The sequence below is a fragment of the Pseudarthrobacter sp. NamE2 genome (assembly GCF_005796205.1).
GTDB lineage: Bacteria > Actinomycetota > Actinomycetes > Actinomycetales > Micrococcaceae > Arthrobacter.
This window is the reverse complement of record NZ_VAHN01000004.1, coordinates 151461-177434: the sequence shown is the minus strand read 5'-3', so window position 1 is coordinate 177434 and position 25974 is coordinate 151461. Positions and strand designations below refer to the sequence as shown.

The following is a 25974-nucleotide window of genomic DNA, read 5'->3' as shown; positions in this document are numbered from 1 at the left end:
CTAAGGCGCGAGGACCCTGGCACTGCAAGCGCCGTCCGGGATGTGGCTGCCGCCTTTGGGAGGCACTCAACCCGCCCGGCGCCGTGCAGCCGGCGGCCGGCTTTCGGAGGCAATGGCCCTGACAGCGGTGTCCAGGTAGTTCCGGGTTTCCGCGGAGTTGGCCAGCTGCACCAGTTCCGCGGCCACCACCACCAGTTTCACGTTGCGATGGCTGCTGGTATTGACCAGCATCTTGAAGGCATCATCGGCGCCCATCTTGAGTTGACCCATCAGGATGCCGCGCGCCTGGTCCACCACGCTGCGGGTGGAGGTGGCGCCGGCTACGGCGTCGCGGGCGGTTTGCTCCGTTTCACGCTGCAGGGTGGAAGTGAGGTCCACCATCACACCCTCCAGGCGGATGACCTTGCCGGACTCATCCGTGATGGCTTCCCCCGAGGTCAGGACCCGCCGCGTCCGGCCCTTGGCATCAATGATCCGGTGGTACATGGCGAAGTGGCCTCCGGTCTGCACCACCTGCGCCACGATTGCCTGGCACCGGGGCCTGTCGTCGGGATGTTTATGGGCATACAGCAGGTCCAGGGTGGGAACCACATCACCCCGGCGGTATCCATGCAGCTGGTACATGCCGTCCGACCAGTGGAGCTTCCATCCTTCCACCTCCGCGTAATACGTTCCGGCAACGCATTCGTTGTCGCCCAGGGCGCTCGAGTAGGTATACGGGCTGCTCAGCTCAGTCGTCACAGGGCCACCTCCTTGTAGCACATCCAACGCACCGCGGAAGCACGATGACTCCGCGGTTGCTACTACAAGTATGACCAGAGGAGCGACACCCCGGGTAGGGCATGATGCCCCTCTTCCAACACAAGGGGCCACCGGAACAGGCTCTTTACCGATATACCCCCTAGGGGTATACTCGAGGTGTTGTCAGTGAAGTGGTATGTCCCGGCGGCACTCGTTCCGCCTTCACAGCCGTTCAACCCCAGCGCCACTTACCAGGAATAATCCTTCGTCAAGGAATGGAGCTGACATGAATTCCGAACACTGCAGGGCGCTCCCCCTGGCTACCCCTTCCGGCTGCTGCCGTACACGGCACTCCAGGTAGACGCTCCCCCACCTCTTACAGCCTCCCCGGCGATGCTCTCTCACTTCTGGCACCAATTTCGGCGACGCTCTCTCACTTTTGGCACCAATCCCGGCGACGCTCTCTCACCTTGCAAGCGCCGGCAACCAGTCCTCCAAGGAGGAAACGATGCAGGACCATACGCACCACAACCACGCACATCATCACGACGACGGCAGTGCGGCGGGCGGGACCCTCACCCACCGCCCTGCTCCCCCGACCCCGACGGAACCTTCGCAGCCCCACGCCCGGCATGCGCATCACACCGGTGACGACCACACCGTCCACACCTCCGGCCAGCATGCCGGGCACAGCACAGCAATGTTCAAGAACCGGTTCTGGCTCACGCTGGCACTGTCCGTTCCCGTGGTGTACTTCAGCCCCATGGTGGGCCACATCCTGGGCTACATGGCCCCGGTGTTCCCCGGTTCCGTCTGGATCCCGCCCGTCCTGGGAACCGTCATCTTCCTGTACGGCGGGCAGCCGTTCCTCGAAGGCGGGCTGCAGGAACTGAAGGACCGCCGGCCGGGCATGATGTTGCTGATCGCCATGGCCATCACCGTGGCATTCGGGGCATCGTGGATCACCAGCCTCGGCATCGGCGGCTTCGACCTGGACTTCTGGTGGGAGCTGGCCCTGCTGGTGGCCATCATGCTGCTGGGCCACTGGATCGAGATGCGGGCCCTGGGATCAGCGCAGGGTGCCCTGGACGCCCTCGCGGCGCTGCTGCCGGATGAGGCCGAACGCGTGACCGCCGGCGGCACCGAGACCGTTCCGGTTTCCGAACTCCGGCCCGACGACCTTGTCCTGGTCCGCCCCGGCGCCCGGATGCCCGCCGACGGGACAGTGACGGACGGGCAGGCCGAGTTCGACGAATCCATGATCACCGGCGAGTCCAAAACGGTCCTGCGGGGCCCGGGCGACGCCGTGGTGGCAGGAACCGTAGCCACGGACAGCAGCGTCCGTGTCCGGGTGACCGCCGTGGGCGACGACACCGCCCTGGCCGGCATCCAGCGGCTGGTGGCAGAAGCACAGGCCTCGTCCTCACACGCCCAGGCCCTTGCAGACCGGGCCGCCGCATTCCTGTTCTACTTCGCCGCCATTGCCGGCGTGCTGACGTTCATCGCCTGGACCCTGCTGGGCAGTGTTCCGGAAGCCGTCACCCGCACGGTCACGGTCCTGGTGATCGCCTGCCCGCACGCCCTGGGCCTGGCGATCCCGCTGGTCATTGCCATTTCCACCGAGCAGGCTGCCCGTGCCGGAGTGCTGATCAAGAACCGGATGGCCTTGGAACGGATGCGGACCGTGGACGTTGTCCTGTTCGACAAGACCGGCACGCTCACTACCGGTGAACCGCAGCTGACGGACATCGCAGCAGCGGAAGGCGTGGACGCGGACGGGCTGCTGGCCCTGGCCGCCGCCGTCGAGTCCGACAGCGAGCACCCTGTGGCACGGGCCATTGTCCGCGCCGCCCGGGACCGGAACCTGAAGCTGCCTGCCGCCGGTTCCTTCACGTCACTGACCGGGCGTGGCGTCCGGGCCAGCATGGACGGACGCACGCTGCACGTGGGCGGGCCCGCGCTCCTGCGCGAGCTCGGCGCCGTCGAACCTCCCTCCGTGGCGGAGGTGACGCGGGGCTGGATGGACCGCGGTGCGGCAGTCCTGCACGTGCTCGACGGCGGCCGCGTCCTGGGCGCGGTCAGCCTCGAAGATGCGGTGCGGCAGGAGTCGCGACAGGCCGTTGCGGCGCTGCAGAACCGCGGCATCAAGGTGGCCATGGTCACCGGAGACGCACGCCAGGTGGCTCAGGCTGTGGCGGCGGACCTTCGGATTGGCGAGGTGTTCGCCGAGGTCCTGCCCGCGGACAAGGACAAGAAGGTGGCCGAACTGCAGGCCCGCGGGCTGAAGGTGGCCATGGTGGGCGACGGGGTCAATGATTCCCCGGCCCTGGCCCGCGCCGAGGTGGGCATCGCGATCGGCGCCGGGACCGATGTAGCCATGGAGTCCGCCGGTGTGGTGCTGGCGGGCAACGATCCGCGGGCGGTCCTGTCGATGGTGGACCTGTCCCGGGCCAGCTACCGCAAGATGTGGCAGAACCTGGTGTGGGCCACCGGTTACAACGTCCTGTCCGTGCCGCTGGCCGCAGGCGTCCTGGCCTTCGCCGGGGTTGTCCTTTCGCCGGCTGCGGGGGCGGTGCTGATGTCCGCGTCCACGGTTGTGGTGGCACTAAACGCCCAGCTGCTCCGGCGCCTGAAACTGAACCCGTCCGGGGTACGTTGAACATCGGGGTATTTTGAAGCAGTTACAGAGCCATCGGGAAGGAGGGAAGCAGATGAACGCGCAGGTCCGCGCCGGGTCTGCCGCCCTCCTTCGTGCGGGGCTGCTGGCTGCGGTCCTTGCCGTAGTGGCGGGGATCCTCGGCATGCACGTCATGACGGCGGACCACTCGGCGCACGGCGGACATACGGCTGCAGCCGCGCAGGCTGTTGCCGGGCACGGTGTTACCGGACATGGCGTTACGGGGCTTGGTGTTAGCGGGCATGATGCCGGGTACCCCGCCGTCGGGCATTCCCTCGAGGCGCTTGCTGCGCACCCTGCCGCCTACGGCGAGACTCACGGCATGTCCTTCGCGGCGGCAGATTCTTGCAGCTCCGGCTGTCCTGGCGCGGAAGAAACCGGAGCGTCCTGCATTCCCTTGGGCAAGACCGGCTCGCTCGCCGCTGTCCCGCCCCCGGCCACGGCCTCCGCATCCCTTGAAGCTGCGGCCGGCACCCGCAGCGCCGCCGGGTATTCCTATGTCCCTTCGGGCCCGACGCCGTGTGAGTTGTCCATCAGCCGGACGTAAACGGACTGTTCGGGTGGCCGCCCACGCCCCAACCAGCCCAGTTCGACTACTTTCTGAAGGACAAACCAAAAATGAACACGAAACTCACGGCCCTGTCCCTTGCTGCTGCCCTGGCGGCCGCACTCGGCCTCGCTGGCTGCGCCGCGGACACCGGAAACTCAGGTGCCGCCGGCACCCACGGCATGAACCACGGCAGCTCCAGCGCCATGGCCAGCACGATGCCAGACCCCGCTGCTGGCCATAACGAGGCGGACGTCATGTTTTCCCAGATGATGATCCCGCACCACGAACAGGCCGTGGAGATGAGCGGCATCATCCTGGCCAAGCAGGACATCCCTGCAGAGGTCACGGCACTGGCTACCAGGATCAAGGATGCCCAGGCACCCGAGATCGAGACCATGACCGGGTGGCTCGCAGACTGGAATGCGCCCACCACGATCGCCGACCATTCCGGCCACGGCATGTCCGGAATGGTGGACGCGCAGGGCATCGAAAAGCTCAAGGACGCCCAGGGCGCCGAAGCCGCCCGGCTTTTCCTGGAGCACATGATTGGGCACCATGAGGGCGCCGTGGACATGGCGCAGCAGGAGATCGGTGCAGGCAAGCACCCGGAGGCCGTCCAGCTGGCGCGGGACATCGTCACCGCCCAGGAAGCCGAGATCGCCGAAATGAAGCAACTGCTGGCCACCACCTAGCAGCCGCCCGCCCCACGTTCTCTCACTTCCCGCAGGTTCCCGGTACACCCTCTCCCACCTTCCGGCTGGAAGGTGGGAGAGGGACGCCGGAAAAGCGGCAGCAAGTGAGCGAACGTTTATGGGTGGCGTGTTAAGTTGAGAGGCACGGGCTGAACGGCCCGTTACCAGCCGGGAAAAGAGACACCTCCTTGGACACATCCGCACCAGTACGCATCCTGACCGTTTGCACCGGCAACATCTGCCGCTCCCCCGTGGCCGAACGGTTGCTGCAAGCGGGACTCAACCAGGTGGTACCGGGCGGATTCGAGGTTGCGAGCGCGGGCACCAGGGCGATGGCCGGGGACCCGATGCAGCCTATTTCCGCGGACATCGTCCGCACGTTCGGCGGTGACCCCGAGGGCTTCGTGGCGCGCCAGCTCACCCCGAAAATCCTCCGCGGAGTGGACCTGGTTCTCACCATGACCTCGGTCCACCGCGGCGAGGTGCTCCAGCAGGACGCGTCGCTGCTCAAGCGGACCTTCACCATCCGCGAGTTCGCCCGCATGCTTGATGTGCTGGACGAGCGGGCAGCGTCAGGCGGGCCTGCCGGACCGGAGACGCCCGACGTCGGCGATCCCCTCGCTGCCAACGCAGCCCTTTGGCGCGCCTTGCCGGCCCGGGCCGCCGGAGTGCGCCACCTGTCCCTTCCAGCTGACCCGGCGGACAACGACATCGTGGACCCTTACCGGCGTTCCCCCGAGGTGTACCGGCAGATGGAGGACGAGCTGGCCCCGGCCATCGTCTCTATCCTGCGGCACGCCCGCCTCAACTCCCCGGATCGCTGGAACGCTGCGAAAACGCTGTAGCGCTCCGGCGTCCCCGCACCGTTCCAGCGTTCTCGGCCAAATTAGGGCCGCAGATGACAGTTTGGACACGGTTGTAGCCATGGAGGGGCCGGCAGGCGGACACTAATCCCACAACTCACGATGAGGTGGAGGCACCATGAGCACGCCAGGCGGTTCCGGCCCAACTGGAGTCCCGGGTTCCGGCCCCTCCGGCGCCCAGCCGCCAGAGGGGAACTGGCCCCGAAGCATGGTGGCTCACGGCCGGCGCCGGTGGATCGCAGCGCTTCTCGCGGTGGTGCTGGCCGCCGTCGCCATTGTGGCTGTGGTGAACCTGAACCGGGCCGGCTCGGAAGCCCAGCCGGCGGCGACGCAGACTGCGTCACCCACGCCGACGCCGTCGGAAACCCCCACGGAAACCACGCCTGCGCCTCCCCCGCCACCACCGCCCATCCCGGAACACCCTGCGGTCCCCATGAACGTGCTGGTGATCGGCAGCGACATGCGCGGCGTCGCGAAGGACGCGGCTGCCCACACCGCGGCGACGGGCGAACCGATGGACCACCGGGCGGACACGCTGATGGTGGTCCACGTACCAGCCGACAGGAAGGCCCTGTACATCGTCTCCATCAACCGCGACACGTGGGTGGACATCCCCGGTTTCGGGGGCGCGAAGATCAACGCGGGCCTGCAGTACGGCGGCATCGACATGCAGGTGGCCGCTGTGCAGTCGCTGCTGGGCATCACCATCGACCACACGCTGATGCTGGATTTCGGCGGGCTCAAGATCCTCACGGATGGGCTGGGCGGTATCGATGTCAACGTGCCTGTCCCCTTCCAGTCCACCCACGACACAAGGCACGTCTTCGGACCCGGCACCAACCACCTGGACGGGCAGGCCGCCCTCGAGTTCGCCCGCGAGCGCTACGCCTTCTCCGACGGCGACTTCCAGCGGGTGCGCAACCAGCAGATCCTGCTCAAGGCAATCCTCGCGCGGCTTACCGCCGGCGGCGCCCTCCATGATGTCACCGCGGTGCGGTCACTGGTCGAGTTCGCCTCGTGCTGCCTCACGGTCAACAAAGGCTTCGATCCTATTCAGGCCGCGATCTTGGCGTACAGCCTCCGCAACCTCGACCCCAACGCTATCGGCACCATGACGCTGCCCACCGCTGGCTCCGGATTCGTTGCCGGCCAATCGGTGCTGTTCCCGGACTACGGCGGGATAGCGGCGGTGGGTGCGGCACTGCGGGAGGGCCGGATCGGGGAGTTCGCCCGGCCGTAGCTGCAGTGGAGGCCGGCCGCAAGGCAATCCGCTGTTCAACCGCGGCTCACCAACCGTTCATCCACGGGAAAGAGTCCATGCGCCCGGCGGCGGAAGCCTGAGGACATGACTGACATTTCCCGCTCTGACATCTCCCGCCGCACCATCGTCAAAGGTTCCGTCCTGGCCGCAGCACTGGCCTCGGTCCCGGCCGCCGCACAGGCATCAGCACCGCGCCCCGCCGGCGTCGCGCTGGTCCGGAACCGGCTCACGCTGCCCAGCGGCATCGCCACCGGCGACGTAACGTCGGAATCGGCCGTGCTGTGGTCCCGTTCCTCAGGTGCGGGCCGGATGAGGGCGGTCCTGCGGGCCGTGGACGACGGCGGCGAGGTCCTCCGCGGCCGCGGCGCCTTTGAGCGCGTCCTCCGCGGGCCCCGCGCCACCCAGGCGTCCGACTTCACCGCGAAGATCCACGCCGGCAACCTGCCCTCCAACACACGCTTCGCACTGGAGATCAGCTTCGAGGACGACGGCGGCACTGCCGGCGAGACGGTCCGCGGCACCTTCCGCACGGCTCCCGACCCCGGGTCGTACAACGGCAAGGGCCGCACCGGTGACACGAGCAACGGAGGCGAGGTGCCGGCGTCGTCCACCCAAAGCTTCGTCTGGACCGGCGATACGGCCGGGCAGGGCTGGGGCATCAACGAGCAGATCGGCGGCATGCGCGGCTACCGGGCCATGCACCAGACCCGGCCGGACTTCTTCATCCACTCCGGCGACACCGTGTACGCGGACGGCCCGCTGGCTGAAACCGTGGTGGAGAAGGACGGGCAGGTGTGGCGGAACCTGGTGACCGAGGAGGTTTCCAAGGTGGCCGAGACGCTGGACGAATACCGCGGCCGGCACCGCTACAACCTGATGGATGTGAACATGCGGGCCATGTTCGCGGACGTGCCCGTCTTCGCGAACTGGGACGACCACGAGACCACCAACAACTGGTACCCCGGTGAAGTCCTGGACGATCCGCGCTACACGGTCCGTGACGTAAACACCCTCGCCGCCCGGGGCCGGCAGGCGTGGCAGGAGTACATGCCGATTGCGGAAGGTGCCGCGTCCTGGCGGCCGGGCACGTTCGACGACGCCGGCCAGTACCAGCCGGCGCGCATCTACCGGAAGATCTCCCGCGGCCCGCAGCTGGACATCTTCTGCCTGGACATGCGCACGTTCAAGTCGCCGAACACGGACGGCAAGGAAGCCTACGCCACCAGCATCCTGGGGCAGGAGCAGGTGGACTGGCTGATCCGGGAGGTCTCGGCGTCGAAGGCCACGTGGAAGGTGGTCGCCGCGGACCTGCCGCTGGGGATCATTGTGCCGGACGGTCCGGTGCACCAGGAGAGCCTGGCCAACCGTGACCCCGGCGCACCGCTGGGCCGGGAGCTCGAGATCGCCGGGGTGCTGAGCGCCTTCAAGCGGAACCGGGTGAAGAACATCGTGTGGCTGACCGCCGACGTCCACTACTGCGCCGCGCACCACTACTCCCCCGAGCGTGCCGCGTTCACCGACTTCGACCCGTTCTGGGAGTTCGTGGCCGGGCCGATCGCTGCCGGATCCTTCGGCCCGAACGCCATGGACGGTACGTTCGGGCCCGAGGTGGTGTTCTCCAAGGCCGGGCGCTTCGCCGGCGAGTCACCGCGCGACGGCGAGAACCAGTTTTTCGGGCACGTGCAGCTGGGCGAGGACAACAGTTTCACGGCCAGCCTGCGCAACGCGAACGGGGCCACCGTGTTCGCCAAGGTGCTGACGCCCGAGCGGTAGGTGCCGGACGGGCGGCCGCAGCCCGCCCCCGTCCGTTATTTCCGGCCCCGGGTGGGTACGCCGCTGGTAATGTTTCCTGGATTTGGTGCGCACGCAGACGGGGTGATTTTGATGAACGACGACGGGCTGACGCAGGCAGTGCAGGAGGCCGGTGCCGTGGAGCTGCTGTTGATCCGGCACGGCGAGAGCGAAGGCAACGTGGCGGCCACGGAGGCACGGCTGGCGGGGGCCGAAGCCATCGACGTCCCCGCCCGGGACGCGGACGTGAACCTGTCGGATACCGGGCAGGAGCAGGCCAAGGCGCTGGGCACCGCGCTGGCCCGGATCGCGGAGGAGGCCAGGCCGGACGCGGTGGTCTCCTCGCCGTATGCCCGGGCCCTGCAGACAGCCGAGATCGCGGTCGAGGCTGCCGGCTGGCCCCTCAAGGTGCGCACCGACGAGAGGCTGCGGGACCGCGAACTCGGCATCCTGGACCGGCTGACGCGGCTGGGCGTGGAGACGCGCTACCCGGAAGAAGCAGAGCGCCGGTCGTGGCAGGGCAAGCTGTATTACCGGCCGCCGGGCGGCGAGTCCTGGGCGGACGTGGCGCTGCGGCTGCGGTCAGTCCTCGCCGAACTCAACAACCTGGGGACGGGGCACCGGGTGATGCTGGTCTGCCATGACGCGGTGATCATGCTGTTCCGGTACGTCCTGGAGGGGATGTCCGAGCGGGAAATCCTGGACCTCGCCGCCAGCGAGTCCGTGCTGAATGCGTCGATTACCCGCTACGTTCGCCCGTCAGGTGCCGGACCATGGACGCTGGAGAGCTTCAACGTGGCCGACCACCTGGCCGAGCAGGGCGTGGAAGTCACGGAGCATGCCGGGGATTCCAGTGTCCACCCGCGGTAATTCCGCCGATGCCGTCCTGGTGACGCCGTCGCTGCTGCGTGGCTGGCCGCTGCCGGCACCCGGCGAGGACAAGTATTCGCGCGGCTCGGTGCTGGTGATCGGCGGCGCCCGTGCCACCCCCGGCGCAGCCGTGCTGGCCGGGACGGCGGCACTGCGGGCCGGTGCCGGAAAGCTGTCCCTGGCCGTGGCGGAATCCGTTGCCGTGCAGGTGGGTGTTGCGCTGCCGGAGTGCGGTTCCATCGCCCTGCCCGAAAATGCCGACGGTTCCGTAACGGCGAAAGGGCTGGACAGGATTGCCAAGTACCTGGACCGGGCGAACGCGGTCCTGGTGGGGCCCGGCCTGGATGATTCCGAACTGGCCGAGGAACTGCTGCGGGCCCTGCTGGAGCGGGAGGAATCCAACGGCGGGGCCGGCGGCAAAGGAGGCGCCGCCGTCGTACTCGATGCCTACGCCCTGGGCGGCCTTGCCAAGGTGGAGGAACGGCTGGACCCGTGGCGCGGCCGGCTGATCCTCACTCCCAATCCCAAGGAGGCGGCGGTCCTGCTGGACCGGGACATCGAGGACCTGGAAGCTGCTGTGGCGGAGATTGCCAAGCGGTTCGACGCGGTCGTCGCGTGCCAGGGGCTGGTGGCGCAGCCTCCGGGCGCGGAGGGTACCGGGGACCTGTGGAAGATCACCACGGGATACGGCGGGCTGGGAACGTCGGGCAGCGGGGATGTCCTGGCCGGCGCCATCGCGGGGCTTCGGGCGCGGGGAACCAGCGGCGCCCAGGCGGCCTGCTGGGGTTCGCACCTGCACGCCGCCGCCGCCGACCGCCTCGCCAGCAGGCTGGGACCGCTCGGATTCCTGGCCCGCGAACTAGCGGACGAACTGCCAGCGCTGATGCTCGAACTGGGCACCTGAGCCTTCCCGCAAACGCGGGCAAAGGGATGGCCCCCTGCTTGGAAGCTCGGGGGCCATCATACGGAGGGGATCACTCGCAACTGCCGATGCGCTACCGGCGCTGTGGCGCTCCATGAAGGCAAACCGCCCAAAACTGGCAGATACAACGCGTTCGGATCCTCCCGGTAAACCTGTTCTACACCGGGATACCGCCGCAAACAAGGGATCCCGGCGGGTAACTTGGACGGCCCCCGGCCGAAGCCGGGGGCCACCGCATCGGGAAGTTCAGGCCCACGCTGCCGGTGCGCTGTCTGGCGCTGTGGCGTGCACATAAGGCAACCCGCCCAAATAGGCAGTCAACAGATTGGCCCGACGTCCCGATCCTGCAGGGGAACCTAGGCAGCGATCTCTTGCTTGGCCCCCTTCGTCTCAATCTCGATCTTGCGCGGCTTGGCCTTCTCGGCGACAGGGATCCGCAGCGTCAGGACACCGGCGTCGTAGGATGCCTTGACGTTCTCGACATCCAGGGTGTCGCCGAGGATCAGCTGGCGGCTGAACACGCCGCGCGGCCGCTCGGAGGCAATCAACTCGGTGTCCTTGCCCGTGACATCGGGACGCTCGGCCCGCACCGTCAGGACATTCCGTTCCACATCCAGATCCACGGAATCCACCGCCACGCCGGGCAGATCGAACGCTACGACGAATTCCTGGCCCTCACGCCACGCATCCATGGGCATCGCCGCCGGGCGCGCTGTTGTTCCGAGGACCTGCTGGGCCAGCCTGTCCAGCTCGCGGAACGGATCGGTTCGCATCAACATGGCTTCCCTCCTCGTAAGAGTTGGTCCAACACTGTCTTTCGGTATCAGCCGATCTGTATTGGCTGATATAGATTTTTTAGCACTGCGGAAGCAGGTCTGCAAGCGGTCCGGCAAGGATTTTTTGGAATTTTTTGAGTCTTCCCAGGGGCCTTCAGGACATGGAAAAGGGGCCTTCCACGGCTTGTGAAAGGCCCCTTTTGCGTAGTTCCGATCAGCTCCTGGTGGGGTCCGGGCGGAGTGGCGTGGGCCCTGGATCCGGCACGGGCAGCGGGCCGGGAGCAGGCGGCGCGGGGAACGGATTGGGGGACGGGTGGCCGGGCTGCGGCTGCGTCGGATCCGTCGGTGTTGGTTCCGGTCCCGGTTCCGGCGGAAACGGTTCTGGTTCGTGCACTGGCGGGATGGTCATAAGATTCCCCTCTCACGCGTGGCGGATGTGCCTTGCGGTGAACACAATACGCCTGCCTCTTGAAGGCGACTAGGGCATCCCGTCCCGGGCTTCCCCGGTAGCGAACGGCCGCGGCTATTGTCGGGGCCGGTGGATATATTGAGGGCATGACCTCCACTCCGTTGCAGGATTCCGCCAGCACGTCCGCACCAAAGGCCGCCCCGCCCGTGGCCAAGAGGGTCCCCCTCGAACGGACGCACCACGGGGACACGTTCGTGGACCACTACGAGTGGTTGCGGGACAAGGAATCGGCCGAGGTCGTGGAGCACCTGAAGGCAGAGAATGCCTACCAGGAAGCCGTCACCGCGCACCAGGAACCGCTCCGCGAGGCCATCTTCCAGGAGATCAAGGGCCGCACGCAGGAAACCGACCTGTCCGTTCCGCACCGCAAGGATGACTGGTGGTACTACAGCCGTTCGGTGGAGGGCAAGGAGTACGGCATCCAGTGCCGGGTCAGGGCAGCGGACACCGGGGACAGGATCGCCGACTGGACCCCGCCCGCCGTCGAGCCCGGCGTCGCGATTCCCGGCGAGGAAGTGCTCCTGGACGGCAACGTCGAGGCGGAAGGCAAGCCGTTCTTCTCCATCGGCGGCACAGCCGTGACCGTGGACGGCAACCTCTACGCCTACGCGGTGGACAATGCCGGCGACGAACGCTTCACCCTCCGGATCAGGGACCTCCGCACCGGCGAACTGCTGCCGGACATCATCGAGAACGTCTTCTACGGCGTCTCGTTCTCCCCCGACGGCACCCGCATCTTCTACACCGTGGTGGACGATTCCTGGCGCCCGTACCAGGTGAAGGCCCACGTCCTGGGCACCCCCGTCACCGAGGACGTCGTCATCTACCAGGAGGACGACGCCGCCATGTGGCTCGGCTTCGAACTCTCGGCAGACCGGCGCCACCTGGTGCTGGGCATCGGCTGCTCCGAATACAGCGAGACCCGGCTGCTCCGCTTCGACGATCCCGCCCAGGCGGTCACAACTGTCATTTCGCGCAACGAACGTGTCCTCTACGAGGCCGAGCCCTTCCTGCTCGACGGCCAGGAAAAAATCCTCATCACGCACAACCGCGGCGCCATCAACTCCATGGTCTCGCTGGCGGACCCGGACGAACTGCAGAAGCCGCTGGCGGAGCAGCAGTGGCAGACCGTCGTCGCGCATTCGGACGATGTCCGTGTCAACGGCGCCGGCGTCACCTCCACGCACCTCATCATTTCCATCCGCAAGGACACCATCGAGCGGGTCCAGGTGATGGGCCTGGCCGGGCTGGGCACGCCGGCCCAGCAGGCACCGGTGGAACCGGCGTTCGACGAGGAGCTGTACACCGCCGGCGTCGGCGGTTCCGACTACGAGGCCCCCGTCATCCGCCTGGGCTACACCTCCTACTTCACCCCGTCCCGGGTGTACGACTTCGTGCTGCCTACGCCGGAGCGTCCCGCCGGCGAGCTGCTCCTGCGCAAGGAGAGCCCGGTCCTGGGCGGCTACGACGGCAGCGACTACGTGGCCACCCGGGAATGGGCGACGTCCGCGGACGGCACCCGGATCCCGCTCTCCGTACTGCGGCACAAGGCCGTCAAACAGGACTCGACGGCGGCGGGCCTGGTCTACGGGTACGGCTCCTACGAAGTGAGCATGGACCCGGGCTTCGGCGTCGCCCGCCTCTCCCTGCTGGACCGCGGAATCGTGTTCGTGATCGCCCACATCCGCGGCGGCGGCGAGCTCGGCCGGCACTGGTACGAGGACGGCAAGAAGCTCACCAAGAAGAACACGTTCACCGACTTCATCGCCGCCACGGACTGGCTGGCAGGCTCCGGCTGGGTGGACCCGGCCCGGATTGCAGCACTGGGCGGTTCCGCAGGCGGCCTGCTGATGGGCGCCGTGGCCAACCTGGCACCGGAAAAGTACGCCGCCATCGTGGCGCAGGTGCCGTTCGTGGACCCGCTCACCAGCATCCTGGACCCCAACCTTCCGCTGTCCGCACTGGAGTGGGAGGAATGGGGCAACCCCATCACGGACCCGCAGGTTTACGCGTACATGAAGTCCTACTCCCCCTACGAGAACGTGCGGGAGGCCGCCTACCCCAAGATCGCCGCCGTCACGTCCTTCAACGACACCCGCGTGCTCTACGTGGAGCCGGCCAAGTGGGTGCAGGAACTGCGGAACAAGACCACCGGGTCCGAGCCGATCCTCATGAAGATCGAGATGGACGGCGGCCACGGCGGCGCCTCCGGCCGGTACGTGCAGTGGCGCGAGCGGGCCTGGGACTATGCGTTCATCGCCGATTCCCTTGGCGCCACCAAACTGCTGCCCGGCGCGGGCCTGAAGTAGCCCCCCGCATAGGAAACGTACGACGGCGGGCGCGTCCCGCCGTCGCACTCCCGGCGGGCGCGTCCCGCCGTCGCACTCCCCCCTTTCGCGTCGCGTGGGAGGGGCAGGCAGCGGCCGTCAGGTACTTGGGTGGTCCGCCAGCCACTCGGCCAGGGTGTCCAGGTTCGCACGGACGGTCCGGCCCTGGGCCCGCTCCACCATGGAATCAGCAAGCTTGCCGAAGATCCCGCCGAGCCCGGACCCGGCCTCTATGCGCTGTGTGACGCGGGTGCCGCCATCGGACGCTTCAAGGGTGAACGTAATGGTGAAGTCGAGTTTGCCCTCCACCGATCGGGATACCATCCGCCGGGGCGGGTCGAACTCGCTAATCTCGACGACCCAATCGAACTGCCGCCCCATGACTTTGCTGGTGCCCTTTCCCCGCGATCCCACTCCAAGCGGGCCGTCCCCGACCTGCCCGGACGACATCACCGAGGAATCGTAGACCGCGATGTTCTCGAATTTCGACAGGAAATCAAAGACCTCCTGCGGTGGCCGGGCGATGACAACGTTTTCTTCTACAACAGGCATCGGGTCCTCCTTTGAAGCACACCTGTCACCGGCGCGGCTGCACCGGCTGGTAGGGACATCGCCAGCTTGGACCTCCCTCCAGTACCTGTCAATCAAGGGATTGGCGCGCACATCGATTGTGCCTTAGGTGCCATTTCGGGCTCCGAAAACGACACTGACGGTGCAACTATCTGGTTTGAAAGGGTTGTCCCAAAAAAGCTAATCATGCTTACTATTGTCTGGCGCCGGGCTGCCCGCTGGGGGCAGGTCAACCCGCGCCACCCCGGAGGTTGCTGAAGCATGGAACACGAGATGCGTCCCCTGACTGACGACGAACTGCTTTCGGAGCAGGCAACGGCCTTGCCGGACAAGGAAGTTGCCTCGGTCCTGGACCTGGATGCCGACCTGGACCTGGGCATCGACGCCGCGGCACCCATTGACCTGGCGGTTGCCGCGAACGCGAACGTGGCCGCGCCGATCGACGCCGCTGCATCGGCCAACATCCTCTCCTTCGGCTCCGATGCCCAGGCACTGGCAGACCAGGGCGTTGTGATCGAACAGGGCATCACGGCCGACGCGAACGCTGAATCCACCCAGGACAGCACCATCGACCAGGGCAACGACACCATTGACGACGGCACTGCGACGGACGGCACCACTGACGGCACCACCGGCAGTGGCCTCCCCGACGTCGGCGCGCTGCCCACCGATCCGGCCGCCGCATTGGACGGGGACCTGCTCAACGTCAACGTGGACCTGGACGCCGACGCCGACATCGCCGCTCCCATCAACGGCGCCGTTGCCGCCAACGCGAACGTTGCGGCGCCGATCGACGCTGCTGTTGCCGCGAACATCGGCTCCATCGACAGCCAGGCCTACGCGGTGGCCGAGCAGGACGCCATCATCTCGCAGAACATCGAGGGCGAAGCGAACGCCAGCGCGGACCAGCAGTCCGACCTGCAGCAGTAAGCGCAAATGAGCCATGCCACCGGCGGGCCGCGCCCCGAGCCCGGCCCGCCGTCGTCCCCTGCCTCCCCTGCCGAGCACCCGCAGCAGCATCCTGTGCGGGCAACAGGAGTCCAGCTCCTGGGCCAATCCGAAGGCTCCGGCTACCGCGAACCGCCCTCGCTGGTGCGCCGTGGGGACGGCCAGACCCTGCAGCTGACGCAACTGTTGTACCTGGTGCTGGACGCATCGGACGGGACACGGAGCATCGACGGCATCGCGCAGCACGTCAGCCGCGTTTCGGGGCGGCTGGTCAGCCCCGGCAATGTGCGCACGCTGATGGACAAGCAGTTGCTGCCTATGGGACTGCTGCGCCTGGCCGACGGCTCGGAACCTGAGGTGCGAAAGGCCGATCCGCTCCTGGGCATGCGGTTCCGCTACACCGTCACCGACCCGGAGCGGACCCGCCGGATCACTGCCCCGTTCGCGGTGCTCTTCAATCCGCTGATCGTGGTGGCGGTGGCAGCGGTTTTCCTGGCGGCATGCTGGTGGGTGCTGATGGTCAAGGGCCTGGGGTCTGCCACGCACGAGGCGTTCGCCAACCCGTCGCTGCTGCTGCTCATCTTTGCCATCACCATCCTCTCGGCCGGCTTCCATGAGTTCGGCCATGCCGCCGCAGCACGCCGGGGCGGTGCCACCCCGGGCGCAATGGGCGCCGGAATCTACCTCGTCTGGCCGGCCTTCTTCACCGATGTCACAGACTCCTACCGGCTGGGCCGCGGCGGCCGGCTCCGCACGGACCTCGGCGGCCTCTACTTCAATGCGATCGTGGCTGTCACCATCATGGGGCTGTGGTGGGCCACCGGTTTTGATGCCCTGCTGCTGGTGGTGGTGACCCAGATCCTGCAGATGGTCCGGCAACTGCTCCCCCTGCTGAGGTTCGACGGCTACCACATCCTGGCAGACGCCACAGGCGTCCCGGACCTGTTCCAGCGCATCAAGCCCACCCTGCTCGGTTTGCTGCCGTGGAACTGGCGCAAGCCGGAGGGCCGCGTCCTCAAGCCGTGGGCTCGCGCCATTGTGACCCTCTGGGTCCTGGTCACCGTGCCGCTGCTGCTCTTCAGCCTGGCCATGATGGTGCTGGCCCTCCCGCGTTTGCTGGCCACGGCCTGGGACAGCGTGGCCAGCCAGCAGGAACAGTTCGCCGCCAGCCTGTCCGCCGGGGACATTGCCGGTGCCGCGGTGCGCGTACTGGCGATCGTCACCGTCGCGCTGCCCATGCTCGGCATGCTGTACATCCTGCTCAGGCTGCTGCGCCAGCTGGTCACGGGACTGTGGCGGAAGAGCCGCGGCAGCGTCCTGAAACGGATCACCGCCATGGGTGCCGTTACGGCGCTTCTTGCCGGGCTGGCCTGGGCATGGTGGCCCGACGGCGGGACGTACCGTCCGGTGCAGCCTTACGAACGCGGGACGCTGGCGGACGCGACCACGTCCCTTCTCCCGCAGTCCGGCACCGTCCTCCAGGAAGGGCGCAGCGGCAGGACCATTGCCCTGTGGCCGGAAGGCGCGGCGACGCCAACCCGGGACAACCCGCAGTTGGCCATGGTGCTGGTGCCGGTGGAGGACGGGGCTCCTGCGGCCGGTTCGGCCGCCCCCGCAACCGGGCCCTCAGACGCTGCACCGTCCTGGGTCTTCCCCTTCGACCGGCCGTTGGCCCCGGAAAAGGGCGGCAACCAGGCGCTGGCCGTGAACACCACCGACAACTCCGTGACCTACAGCGTGGCCTTTGCCCTGGTGTGGGCCGAGGACGGCGGACCGGTGGACACCCGCAACGAGGCCTACGCCTTCGCCAGCTGCACGGGCTGCGCCGCGATCGCCGTGGGTTTCCAGGTTGTCCTGGTGGTTGGCGAAGCCGCTGTTGTTGTTCCGGAAAACCTGTCCGCGGCGGCCAACTACAACTGCGTTGACTGCCTGGCCTACGCACTGGCAAGCCAGCTGGTCCTGACCCTGGACGGCCCGCTGGGAGAGGAGAGCCTGGCGCAGCTGAACGCGCTGTGGACTGAAATAGCCCAGTACGGACGGAACCTCCAGAACGTGCCGCTCTCCGAGATCCAGGCCCGCCTCGCGGCCTACAAGGAGCAGATCACTGCCGTCATCACGGCAGATCCGGGCACCGCCGGCAGCCCGAATTCCGCGGCTCCGGCCACGCCTGCGCCCACCCCGACGGAAGCCCCTGCCGTTCCGGCTTCACCTGAGCCCGGAGGGATCGCACCTGCCCCGGCAGGGACCGCCCCGGCCACGGCACCGGCCACCCAGCCCGCGGGAGGCACCGCGCCGCCGTCGTACGCCCCCATTGAGACGCCGCTGCCCACGGCGGATACTGGGGGCACGGCCCCCGCCGTGGAGCCCCAACCCACCGTAAACCCCAGCTAGGAGAACAAATGTCATTGAGCAAGGGAACCTCCGTGGAATGGAACACTCCGCAGGGCAAGACGCACGGCAAGATCGTGGAGAAGAGGACGAGCGACTTCGAACTGGACGGGCACACCCACCGGGCCAGCGAGGACGAACCGCAGTACGTGGTGGAATCGGCCAAGACCGGTGCCCGCGCCGCGCACAAGGCGTCCGCCCTGACCGAGAAGAAGTAGCGGCGTGGCCGGCCAGCACGAGGTGGTGATCATTGGCGGCGGCAACGCCGGGGTTGCGCTTGCGGCGCGGCTGGAGCGGTATGGCGTCAAGGACGTGGCACTGATCGAGCCCAAGGACCACCACCTGTACCAGCCGCTGTTCTCGCACATTGCGGGTGGACGGGCGTCCGCCAAGGAGGCGGTGCGCAGCCAGGATTCGGTGACGCCCAAGGGTGTGACGTGGATCCGGGGCAGCGCCGTGGACGTGGACGCGAACACCAACACGGTCACGCTCGCGTCCGGGTCAACCCTGGGCTACGGGCAGCTGGTGGTGTGCCCGGGGCTGCAGTACGACTGGGACGCCGTACCGGGCCTGGAGGAGGCCGTGCACTCGCCGCACGGCGCCTCGCACTACGAGTTCGAGTTGGCGCCCAAGGCCTGGACGCTCCTGAGCGGGCTGACGTCCGGCACCGCAGTGTTCACCATGCCCGCCGGCCCCATCACATGCGGCGGGGCCAGCCAGAAGCCGATGTACCTGGCCTGCGACTACTGGCGGGAACAGGGCGTCCTGGACAAGATCCGGGTGGTGATGGTCCAGCCGTACCCCACCGTGTTCGGGGTTCCGGAAGTGGACCGGGAGCTGGACCGGAAGATCGCTGAGTACGGGATTGAGCTGTGGACCAACAGCGAGCTCGTCTCCGTGGACGCCGACCGGCAGATGGCGACCGTCCGGAACGTGGAAACAGGGGACGAGGAGTCGTTGCACTATGACGTCCTCAACGGGGTGCCGCCGCAGTCCGCCCCGGACTGGCTCAAGGCCACGGACCTGCCCGCAGCCGGGGACAAGGGCGGCTTCGTGGAGGTGGACCGGCAGACGCTGCGGCATCTCCGGTATCCCAACGTCTGGTCCCTGGGCGATGCCGCCGGCACCACCAACTCCAAGGCCGGCGGCGCGCTGCGCAAGCAGACCAAGGTGCTGGCGAAGAACCTGGTGGCCGCGCGGAAAGGCAAGCCGCTGACGGAGAAGTACAACGGCTACTCGGTGTGCCCGTTCACGGTCTCCCGCGACACAGTGGTGTTCGCCGAGTTCGACGACCGCTACCGGCCCATGCCCACCATCCCCCGCGTCCCGACCTGGAACGAGAGCAAGCTGTCCTGGGTGATCGACCGGGACCTGTTCCCGCAGATCTACTGGAACCTGATCCTCAAGGGCCGGGCGTAGGCCTTCCCTGATTGAGTCTGGGCTTGTAGTTTTTGTCCAGATATGCAGGCTTCCGGGCGGGTTAAGTCTGCATATCTGGACAAAAACTCTGGTGGGCGGGGGTTACTAGGCGCTGACGACGGCGGCTGTTGCCTCTGCGATGGCGCGTTCCTCGTCGGTGGGGACAACCAGGACGGGGATGGCGGACTGCGGCGTGGAAATGACGCGCGGTTCGTTGGACCGCCCAATGTTCAGGGCGCCGTCGAGCTCTATGCCCAGGGCGCCCAGCCGGTCCGCCACCAGCGCACGGAACTGGTGCGAGTTCTCGCCGATGCCGGCCGTGAACACGAGTGCCTTGGCGCCGCCCACCGCCACGTGGTACCCGCCGATGTACTTGGCCAGCCGGTAGGACGTGACGGCGAGCGCGGTTGCGGCCCGGGCGTTGCCGTCCTCGGCGGCTTCCACCACGGAACGCATGTCGTTGTTGCCGGCAAGGCCCTTAAGCCCGGATTCCCGGTTCAACATGGTGTCGATGTCCTCCGGGGTCCAGCCCGCCCGGCCCAGGAAGACCAGGATGGACGGGTCCAGGTCGCCGGAGCGGGTGCCCATCACCAGGCCCTCCAGCGGCGTGAAACCCATGGACGTGTCCACGGACCGTCCGCCCTGGATCGCCGTGACGGAGGCGCCGTTGCCCAGGTGGGCGATGACGCCGTCAAATTCCTCCACCGGGATGTCCAGCACGGACGCGGCCTGCCGTGTGACGTACTCATGGGAGGTGCCGTGGAAGCCGTAGCGGCGGATGCCGTGGTTGGTGTACAGCTCATCCGGGACGGCGTAGCGCCAGGCATGCTCGGGCAAGCTCCGGTGGAACGCGGTATCGAACACCGCCACCTGCGGCATGTCCGGCCACTTCGTGCTGATGGCCCGGATGCCCAGCACGTTGGCCGGGTTGTGCAGCGGCGCCAGCGGATTGAGCCGCTCGATGGCCCGGGTGATCTCGTTGTCGATCAGGACCGGCTCTGCGAACCGCTCCCCGCCGTGGACCACCCGGTGCCCCACGGCGCCCAGCTGCAGGTCGCCGAGCTCCTCATGGATCGCGGCGTCCACCTGCTCCAGCGCCTCCGCATGGTCGCGCGGGCCCACGATCTCGCCGTCGCCGTCGCCCCCGTTGCCCTGGCCGATCTTCTCGATCAGCCCCTCGGTGAGGACCGTTCCGGCCGCGACGTCGCGCACCTGGTACTTGAGCGAGGACGAGCCGGAGTTGATGACGAGCACGAGCATGTGGGGCCTCCTGAGCCTTGCGTCTGCGGTTCAGTCCCACACTAGCGGCTGCGCTGCTCCCCGAGTTGGCGTCCAACGGCAACGCCCGACGCCGGGACTGCCGTTAAGTGCCATCTCGCAGGTTGCGGAGGCGTCGGGGTTCCTTGCGGATCCGGCCGGGCTGTGCCTACAGTCGGCGGACAGGCTGGACCACCCGCGAGAGGACATTTCCATGACGAATGAGCCCGCTTCCATTGACGAGAACGACCCCACGAATACGGGATCCAGCAGCACCGCCCCGCTGAACGCCCAGCCGGATTCCGGGCCCAAGGACCCAACCGGCGTCGAGGGCGCCAATCCAGCCCTGGATGACACCGGTAAGCCCAAAGCCAGCGAGACAGGGGAAGCGGCGCAGGCGCCCGGGAACACTGAGGACCTGGACCTGACGCCGCAGGGTCTCTCTGACGAGCCGGCCAAGCAGGAGGACGAGGAGAGCCTGGCCAAGCCGGACAACAGCTAGAGGCACGCAAAGGACGACGCCGGCACCCGGCTTGGGTGCCGGCGTCGTCCTTTGCGTGCCGCAGCTACGAAAGGGGCGCCTGCGCCTGGATCGCCGTGATGGCTACGGTGTTGACGATGTCCTCCACCGTGCAGCCGCGGGACAGGTCGTTGACCGGCTTCCGCAGCCCCTGCAGCACCGGTCCCACGGCCACCGCGCCTGAGCTCTGCTGCACCGCCTTGTACGTGTTGTTGCCGGTGTTGAGGTCCGGGAAGATGAACACGGTGGCCTGCCCGGCTACCGAGGAGCCCGGCATCTTGGACTCGGCGATGGAGGCGTCCACGGCGGCGTCGTACTGGATAGGGCCTTCCACGGCGAGGTCCGGTCGGCGCGCACGCACCAGTTCAGTGGCCTGCCGCACCTCGTCCACCGCCTCGCCGGAGCCCGAGCCGCCCGTGGAGTAGGACAGCATGGCCACCCGCGGCTCCACGCCGAACTGGGCAGCGGTCTCCGCCGAGGCCAGTGCGATGTCCGCCAGCTGCTCCACGTTCGGATCCGGGTTCACGGCGCAGTCGCCGTAGACCAGGACACGGTCCGGCATCAGCATCAGGAACACCGAGGACACGATCTTCACGCCCTCGCGGGTCTTCACGAACTCCAGGGCCGGGCGGATGGTGTGCGCCGTGGTGTGCGCTGCGCCGGACACCATCCCGTCCACCACCCCCAGTTGGACCATCATGGTGCCGAAGTAGCTCACGTCCTGCATGATCTCCAGCGCCTTGGCCAGGTCCACGCCCTTGTGTGCCCGCAGTTCCGTGTACTTTTCAGCGAACTTCTGCCGCAGGTCCGAGGTTGCCGGGTCCACCACGTTGATGCCCGTGAGGTCGATGCCGCGGGCGGCCGCCAGCTCCCGGACATCCGACTCGGGTCCGAGCACGGTCAGGTCGCAGACGTCCCGGCGGTGCAGGATCTCGGCCGCCCGGAGGACCCGCATGTCCGTCCCTTCCGGCAGGACAACATGCCGCCGCTGCGCCCGGGCCCGTTCAATCAGGTCATGCAGGAACCGTAGCGGCGTCATCCGTTCGGCGCGCGGCAGGTGCAGCCGCTCCACGATCTCGGCCTCGTCCACCCTCCGGGACCACAACCCCAGCGCAGAGGCGACCTTCCGCCGGTGCCCGGACCAGATCTCGCTGCGGACCTCCGAGACGCGGCGCGCCGTGGTGTAGGTGTCATCCGGGGCGGCGAACACCGGGAACGGAGCCTGCGCCAGGAGCGGGTAGATGTTGGCGTCCGGCGCCAGGCCGCCCGTGAGGATCAATGCAGACGCCACTGGAAACTCCGGGGAGAACGACGATGCCAGGCATGCCACCATCACGTCCGCCCGGTCCCCCGGGACGATCACCAGGGCGCCCTCGTCCAGCACGTTCAGGAAGTTGCCCACGTTCATGGCTGCAACCTTGATGTCCTTCACGTCGCGGTCCATGTCCGCCCGGCCCGCAATCTGCCGGACGTTAAGCGCCGTGGCAACCTCGCCCGTGGTGGGACGCGCGATTTCCTCCAGCTCGGGCAGGACGTAGACGGGCCGGCCGGAAGCGCCCACCCTCACTTCAGCGGCGATCCCGTTCACCAGGTCGGGATCCGCGCGGTTCACCATGATGGCCAGCAGCGCGCACTTTTCCGCGGACAGCTCCTTCCGGGCAACATCGACGGCGGCCACGGCCTCCTCGACAGTGCGGCCCTTGGCCCCGACCACAGCCACCACGGGCGCGGCGAGGTTATTGGCCAACCGGGCGTTGAGGTCGAATTCGACGGCGGCGTCCTGGCCGGTGAGGTCCGTCCCCTCCACGATCACCACGTCGCAGAGCCGCGACATCTCGGCGAAGATCTCCACGCAGCGGGAGTCAATTTCCTCCCGGTTGCCCTCTGCCAGCAGTCTCCTGACCTCCTGCGAGGTCAGTCCGCCGCGGCAGCGCCCGTCCTCCAGCGCGAACCGGGACTTAATCAGGGCCACCATGGGGTCGTCCCCGGCAGTGGGCCCGGTGACCACGGGCTTGAAGAAGCCGATCCGGTCCGCGTGCCGGTGCAGCGTGTCCGCCAGGCCCAGGGCCACGAGGGACTTGCCCGATCCGGGTGTGGTTGCGCTGACGTAGATGCCTTTGGCCATGGTCCGCCCTTTGCTGTCTGGTGCCGGTCCCTCCATCCTTGCACTTTTCGGCCGCGGGCTCCGGTGATTGGGCCCCGCTGCCCAGACTGGCCCGGTTTCCCCGGGACAACACCGCGGGGAGCCTGGAAGACGGCACTGTTCACTGCCTAAAACTGGGCTGTTCAGGGCCGCGGCCGTGCCCTTGACACCGCACCCCCTCATAGGATTACCTAATGAACATTCGGTAAATAAAGCTGGAGGCAATGACGCATGGGTGAAACAACACTTTCCGGGCCACCCCATCCCATCCTGGAAAACGACTATGCCTCCGAATGGATGGGCATCGAGGTCCTGTCCCTGAGCGACGGCCACGCGACCATCCGAATGACCCTCCGGCAGGAGATGCTCAATGGCTTCGGCATGGCCCATGGCGGAATGATCTTCGCCTTCGCTGACTCAGCCTTCGCACTGGCCTGCAACCCGATCCACCCGTCACCCGGCGAAGAAAACCTCATCACCGTGGCCTCGGGCGTGGATATCAATTTCCTGAAGCCCGCCTACCGCGGCCAGGTGGTCACCGCCGTCGCGGACCGGCGTTCCAGCGCAGGACGCAGCGGCCTGTACGACATCCAGATCTTTGCCGCCGACGCCCTTCAGGCGGAATCCACCCCCTCCGGCGCCCCCGGCGAACTCATTGCCGAGTTCCGCGGACGCAGCCGCACCATCCCCAAGAAGTAGGACAACATGACCCTGCATGCCCCCGAAACTCCCGCCGCGGTGACGGCAACATCCGCAGCAACACCAGGCCTGGACCGCGAGGAGACCATGTCCCGCGACGAACTTGAGGCGCTCCAGCTGAGCCGCCTGCAGCACACCGTTGCCTACGCCTACGAGCGCGTGCCCCTGTATAAGCGCAAGTTCGACGACGCCGGGGTCCATCCGAGCGACCTCCGGGAACTTAGCGACCTGGGCAACTTCCCCTTCACCACGAAGGAGGACCTGCGCCAGGAATACCCGTTCGGCATGTTCGCCGTGCCGCAAAGCGAAGTGGCCCGCGTGCACGCCAGCTCCGGCACCACCGGCCGGCCCACCGTGGTGGGCTACACCAGGCAGGACCTGGCCGACTGGGCCAAGCTTGTAGCCCGCTGCTTCCGCGCGTCCGGCATCCGCCCCGGCATGAAGGTCCACAACGCCTACGGCTACGGCCTCTTCACCGGCGGCCTGGGCGCGCACGCCGGCGCCGAAGCACTGGGCTGCACGGTCATCCCCATGTCCGGCGGCCAGACCGAACGCCAGATCCAGCTGATCCAGGACTTCCGGCCGGACGCCATCCTGTGCACGCCCACCTACCTGCTGACCATCGCCGACGCCATGGCGCACATGGGCATCCACCCCGCCTCCACCTCACTGAAGTACGCGGTACTGGGCGCCGAACCGTGGACGCAGGAGATGCGGCACGAGCTCGAGGTCACCATGAACCTCAAGGCCTGCGATATCTATGGCCTCTCCGAGGTGATGGGCCCGGGCGTTGCCGGCGAGGCAGTGGAGACGCAGGACGGCAGCCACATCTGGGAGGACCACTTCCGCCCCGAAATCATCGACCCCTTCAACCCGGTGGCGGGCAAGGAGAACGTCCTGGGCGACGGCGAACACGGCGAACTCGTGTTCACCTCCCTGACCAAGGAAGCGCTGCCGATCATCCGCTACCGCACCAAAGACCTCACCCGCCTCCTGCCGGGAACCGCCCGCCCCGCGCACCACCGGATGGGCCGCATCACCGGCCGCAGCGATGACATGATCATCCTCCGCGGCGTCAACCTCTTCCCGTCGCAGATCGAGGAGATCGCGCTCCGGATCCCCGAACTCAGCCCGCACTTCCAGCTCGAGCTCACCCGGCCCGAGGGCCAGCGGATGGACCAGCTGACCGTGAAGATCGAGCGGCGGGACAACGTCACCACCGAGCAGGGCACGACGGCGGCACGCACCTTGCAGGAGCAGATCAAGATCCACGTGGGTTCTTCCTGTGCCGTGGACGTTGTGGAGCCGGGCTCGCTTGAGCGGTCCAACGGCAAGCTGCGCCGCATCTACGACCTCCGCCCGAAGGGCTAGGTGAACCGCGGTCCCGGGCCCACCGGCCCGGGACCTGCCCGGGCCGACCGACCGTTCGTGAGAAACTAGCACCTATGCCCAGCACCACCGGAACCTCCAGCACCACCGGCACTGCCGTCAATGGCACAGCCAAGCGCGGCCGGCCCGGCTACGACCAGCAGTCCGTGCTGCGCATCGCCGTGGACGTCTTCAACCGCCACGGCTACGACGCCACCTCGATGGGCATCCTGGCGGAAAACCTGGGCATCTCCAAGTCGGCCATCTACCACCACGTGCCGTCCAAGGGCGACCTCCTCAAGCTCGCCCTGGATCACGCGCTCGGCGGCTTGGAGGCCATCCTGGAACAGCCGGAGGCGACGTCCGGCCCCGCGGACGCCCGGCTCGAGTTCGTCCTCCGGCAGACGGTGGCCGTCCTGGTGGACCGGCTGCCGTTCGTCACGCTGCTGCTGCGGCTGCGCGGCAACACCGGGATCGAGCGGGACGCGCTGGAGCGCCGGCGCACATTCGACCACAAGGTAGCAGCGCTCATTTCACTGGCCAGGGACGAGGGCTCGCTCCGGCAGGACATCGACCCCCGGACCGTCACCCGGCTCCTGTTCGGCATGATCAACTCCATCGTGGAGTGGTACAAGCCAGGCGGCTCCCTCTCCCCCGAGCGGTTGGCCGATGACGTGATCACCATGGCGTTCGACGGACTGCACGGCCACCCTTGAGCTCCGC

Annotated in this window: 22 protein-coding genes; 17 read left to right on the top strand and 5 right to left on the bottom strand. The window is 67.6% G+C overall.

Annotated elements, in window-relative coordinates; genetic code table 11:
• Positions 1–66: 66 nt before the first annotated feature.
• Positions 67–741 (bottom strand): PAS and ANTAR domain-containing protein, encoded by a 675-nt coding sequence (locus FDW83_RS07110; protein ID WP_240720883.1) that lies wholly within the window; start codon positions 739–741, stop codon positions 67–69.
• A 508-nt stretch (positions 742–1249) separates the two neighbouring features.
• Here FDW83_RS07110 and FDW83_RS07105 point away from each other — a divergent pair.
• The 8 genes from FDW83_RS07105 to FDW83_RS07070 all read left to right on the top strand — a co-directional run bounded on the left by FDW83_RS07105 (position 1250) and on the right by FDW83_RS07070 (position 10349).
• Positions 1250–3400, top strand: coding sequence for a heavy metal translocating P-type ATPase (locus FDW83_RS07105; RefSeq protein ID WP_138136926.1), 2151 nt, complete (start codon positions 1250–1252; stop codon positions 3398–3400).
• A gap of 52 nt (positions 3401–3452) precedes the next feature.
• The gene (locus FDW83_RS07100; RefSeq protein WP_138136925.1) at positions 3453–3965 is read left to right on the top strand and encodes a hypothetical protein; all 513 of its coding nucleotides are present in this window, start codon (positions 3453–3455) and stop codon (positions 3963–3965) included.
• A gap of 71 nt (positions 3966–4036) precedes the next feature.
• The gene (locus FDW83_RS07095; RefSeq protein WP_138136924.1) at positions 4037–4660 is read left to right on the top strand and encodes a DUF305 domain-containing protein; all 624 of its coding nucleotides are present in this window, start codon (positions 4037–4039) and stop codon (positions 4658–4660) included.
• Between the two features lie 188 nt (positions 4661–4848).
• Positions 4849–5505, top strand: a complete 657-nt coding sequence (locus FDW83_RS07090; protein ID WP_138136923.1) for a low molecular weight phosphatase family protein — start codon at positions 4849–4851, stop codon at positions 5503–5505.
• A gap of 136 nt (positions 5506–5641) precedes the next feature.
• Positions 5642–6763 carry an LCP family protein gene (locus FDW83_RS07085; RefSeq protein WP_138136922.1) on the top strand — a complete coding sequence of 374 codons (1122 nt, stop codon included), beginning with the start codon at positions 5642–5644 and terminating at the stop codon, positions 6761–6763.
• Positions 6764–6868: 105 nt separating this feature from the next.
• The gene (locus FDW83_RS07080; RefSeq protein ID WP_138136921.1) at positions 6869–8557 is read left to right on the top strand and encodes an alkaline phosphatase; all 1689 of its coding nucleotides are present in this window, start codon (positions 6869–6871) and stop codon (positions 8555–8557) included.
• A gap of 111 nt (positions 8558–8668) precedes the next feature.
• Entirely contained in the window at positions 8669–9445 is a 777-nt protein-coding gene (locus tag FDW83_RS07075) for a histidine phosphatase family protein (protein WP_171027487.1), read from the top strand.
• The gene (locus FDW83_RS07070) at positions 9414–10349 is read left to right on the top strand and encodes an NAD(P)H-hydrate dehydratase (RefSeq protein WP_240720882.1); all 936 of its coding nucleotides are present in this window, start codon (positions 9414–9416) and stop codon (positions 10347–10349) included. The genes FDW83_RS07075 and FDW83_RS07070 overlap by 32 nt, the downstream gene beginning before the upstream one ends.
• Before the next feature lie 374 nt (positions 10350–10723).
• On the opposite strand, the gene FDW83_RS07065 is transcribed toward FDW83_RS07070, so the two are convergent.
• Positions 10724–11146: an Hsp20/alpha crystallin family protein gene (locus FDW83_RS07065; protein WP_138136919.1), complete on the bottom strand. Its 423-nt coding sequence runs from the start codon at positions 11144–11146 to the stop codon at positions 10724–10726.
• Positions 11147–11698: 552 nt separating this feature from the next.
• On the opposite strand from FDW83_RS07065, the gene FDW83_RS07055 reads away from it, so the two are divergent.
• The gene (locus FDW83_RS07055) at positions 11699–13921 is read left to right on the top strand and encodes a S9 family peptidase (RefSeq protein WP_138136918.1); all 2223 of its coding nucleotides are present in this window, start codon (positions 11699–11701) and stop codon (positions 13919–13921) included.
• A 117-nt stretch (positions 13922–14038) separates the two neighbouring features.
• Here the strand turns inward: FDW83_RS07055 and FDW83_RS07050 are convergent, their stop codons facing one another.
• Positions 14039–14491, bottom strand: coding sequence for an SRPBCC family protein (locus FDW83_RS07050; RefSeq protein WP_138136917.1), 453 nt, complete (start codon positions 14489–14491; stop codon positions 14039–14041).
• Between the two features lie 279 nt (positions 14492–14770).
• On the opposite strand from FDW83_RS07050, the gene FDW83_RS07045 reads away from it, so the two are divergent.
• Genes FDW83_RS07045 through FDW83_RS07030 form a run of 4 tightly spaced genes read left to right on the top strand, consistent with a single transcriptional unit; the run spans position 14771 to position 19264 of the window.
• Complete coding sequence (locus tag FDW83_RS07045; protein WP_171027473.1) at positions 14771–15439, top strand: peptidoglycan-binding protein; 669 nt, start codon at positions 14771–14773, stop codon at positions 15437–15439.
• 6 nt (positions 15440–15445) lie between these two features.
• Positions 15446–17848: a hypothetical protein gene (locus FDW83_RS07040; protein WP_138136916.1), complete on the top strand. Its 2403-nt coding sequence runs from the start codon at positions 15446–15448 to the stop codon at positions 17846–17848.
• 8 nt (positions 17849–17856) lie between these two features.
• Entirely contained in the window at positions 17857–18063 is a 207-nt protein-coding gene (locus tag FDW83_RS07035; RefSeq protein ID WP_138136915.1) for a DUF2945 domain-containing protein, read from the top strand.
• A 4-nt stretch (positions 18064–18067) separates the two neighbouring features.
• A complete protein-coding gene (locus FDW83_RS07030; RefSeq protein WP_138136914.1) occupies positions 18068–19264 on the top strand; it encodes an NAD(P)/FAD-dependent oxidoreductase in 1197 nt (398 codons plus the stop codon).
• A gap of 105 nt (positions 19265–19369) precedes the next feature.
• Here FDW83_RS07030 and FDW83_RS07025 read toward each other — a convergent pair whose 3' ends face one another.
• Positions 19370–20524 (bottom strand): acetate kinase, encoded by a 1155-nt coding sequence (locus FDW83_RS07025; protein ID WP_138136913.1) that lies wholly within the window; start codon positions 20522–20524, stop codon positions 19370–19372.
• A 211-nt stretch (positions 20525–20735) separates the two neighbouring features.
• Here FDW83_RS07025 and FDW83_RS07020 point away from each other — a divergent pair, with 211 nt between their 5' ends.
• Positions 20736–21023 carry a hypothetical protein gene (locus FDW83_RS07020; protein WP_138136912.1) on the top strand — a complete coding sequence of 96 codons (288 nt, stop codon included), beginning with the start codon at positions 20736–20738 and terminating at the stop codon, positions 21021–21023.
• A gap of 64 nt (positions 21024–21087) precedes the next feature.
• Here the strand turns inward: FDW83_RS07020 and pta are convergent, their stop codons facing one another.
• Entirely contained in the window at positions 21088–23166 is a 2079-nt protein-coding gene (gene pta / locus FDW83_RS07015; protein WP_138136911.1) for a phosphate acetyltransferase, read from the bottom strand.
• 249 nt (positions 23167–23415) lie between these two features.
• Here pta and FDW83_RS07010 point away from each other — a divergent pair, with 249 nt between their 5' ends.
• The 3 genes from FDW83_RS07010 to FDW83_RS07000 all read left to right on the top strand — a co-directional run bounded on the left by FDW83_RS07010 (position 23416) and on the right by FDW83_RS07000 (position 25967).
• Positions 23416–23883 carry a hotdog fold thioesterase gene (locus FDW83_RS07010; RefSeq protein ID WP_138136910.1) on the top strand — a complete coding sequence of 156 codons (468 nt, stop codon included), beginning with the start codon at positions 23416–23418 and terminating at the stop codon, positions 23881–23883.
• Positions 23884–23889: 6 nt separating this feature from the next.
• Positions 23890–25254 (top strand): phenylacetate--CoA ligase PaaK, encoded by a 1365-nt coding sequence (gene paaK, locus FDW83_RS07005; RefSeq protein ID WP_138136909.1) that lies wholly within the window; start codon positions 23890–23892, stop codon positions 25252–25254.
• Between the two features lie 74 nt (positions 25255–25328).
• Positions 25329–25967 carry a TetR/AcrR family transcriptional regulator gene (locus FDW83_RS07000; RefSeq protein WP_138136908.1) on the top strand — a complete coding sequence of 213 codons (639 nt, stop codon included), beginning with the start codon at positions 25329–25331 and terminating at the stop codon, positions 25965–25967.
• Positions 25968–25974 lie beyond the last annotated feature (7 nt).

Coding starts and splice junctions, on each gene's coding strand:
- FDW83_RS07020 (WP_138136912.1), top strand. CDS start 20,736: ATGACGAATGAGCCCGCTTCCATTGACGAGAACGACCCCACGAATACG.
- FDW83_RS07045 (WP_171027473.1), top strand. CDS start 14,771: ATGGAACACGAGATGCGTCCCCTGACTGACGACGAACTGCTTTCGGAG.
- FDW83_RS07065 (WP_138136919.1), bottom strand. CDS start 11,146: ATGTTGATGCGAACCGATCCGTTCCGCGAGCTGGACAGGCTGGCCCAG.
- FDW83_RS07100 (WP_138136925.1), top strand. CDS start 3,453: ATGAACGCGCAGGTCCGCGCCGGGTCTGCCGCCCTCCTTCGTGCGGGG.
- paaK (WP_138136909.1), top strand. CDS start 23,890: ATGACCCTGCATGCCCCCGAAACTCCCGCCGCGGTGACGGCAACATCC.
- FDW83_RS07055 (WP_138136918.1), top strand. CDS start 11,699: ATGACCTCCACTCCGTTGCAGGATTCCGCCAGCACGTCCGCACCAAAG.
- FDW83_RS07095 (WP_138136924.1), top strand. CDS start 4,037: ATGAACACGAAACTCACGGCCCTGTCCCTTGCTGCTGCCCTGGCGGCC.
- FDW83_RS07075 (WP_171027487.1), top strand. CDS start 8,669: ATGAACGACGACGGGCTGACGCAGGCAGTGCAGGAGGCCGGTGCCGTG.
- FDW83_RS07000 (WP_138136908.1), top strand. CDS start 25,329: ATGCCCAGCACCACCGGAACCTCCAGCACCACCGGCACTGCCGTCAAT.
- FDW83_RS07040 (WP_138136916.1), top strand. CDS start 15,446: ATGAGCCATGCCACCGGCGGGCCGCGCCCCGAGCCCGGCCCGCCGTCG.
- pta (WP_138136911.1), bottom strand. CDS start 23,166: ATGGCCAAAGGCATCTACGTCAGCGCAACCACACCCGGATCGGGCAAG.
- FDW83_RS07070 (WP_240720882.1), top strand. CDS start 9,414: ATGCCGGGGATTCCAGTGTCCACCCGCGGTAATTCCGCCGATGCCGTC.
- FDW83_RS07050 (WP_138136917.1), bottom strand. CDS start 14,491: ATGCCTGTTGTAGAAGAAAACGTTGTCATCGCCCGGCCACCGCAGGAG.
- FDW83_RS07010 (WP_138136910.1), top strand. CDS start 23,416: ATGGGTGAAACAACACTTTCCGGGCCACCCCATCCCATCCTGGAAAAC.
- FDW83_RS07105 (WP_138136926.1), top strand. CDS start 1,250: ATGCAGGACCATACGCACCACAACCACGCACATCATCACGACGACGGC.
- FDW83_RS07080 (WP_138136921.1), top strand. CDS start 6,869: ATGACTGACATTTCCCGCTCTGACATCTCCCGCCGCACCATCGTCAAA.
- FDW83_RS07085 (WP_138136922.1), top strand. CDS start 5,642: ATGAGCACGCCAGGCGGTTCCGGCCCAACTGGAGTCCCGGGTTCCGGC.
- FDW83_RS07025 (WP_138136913.1), bottom strand. CDS start 20,524: ATGCTCGTGCTCGTCATCAACTCCGGCTCGTCCTCGCTCAAGTACCAG.
- FDW83_RS07035 (WP_138136915.1), top strand. CDS start 17,857: ATGTCATTGAGCAAGGGAACCTCCGTGGAATGGAACACTCCGCAGGGC.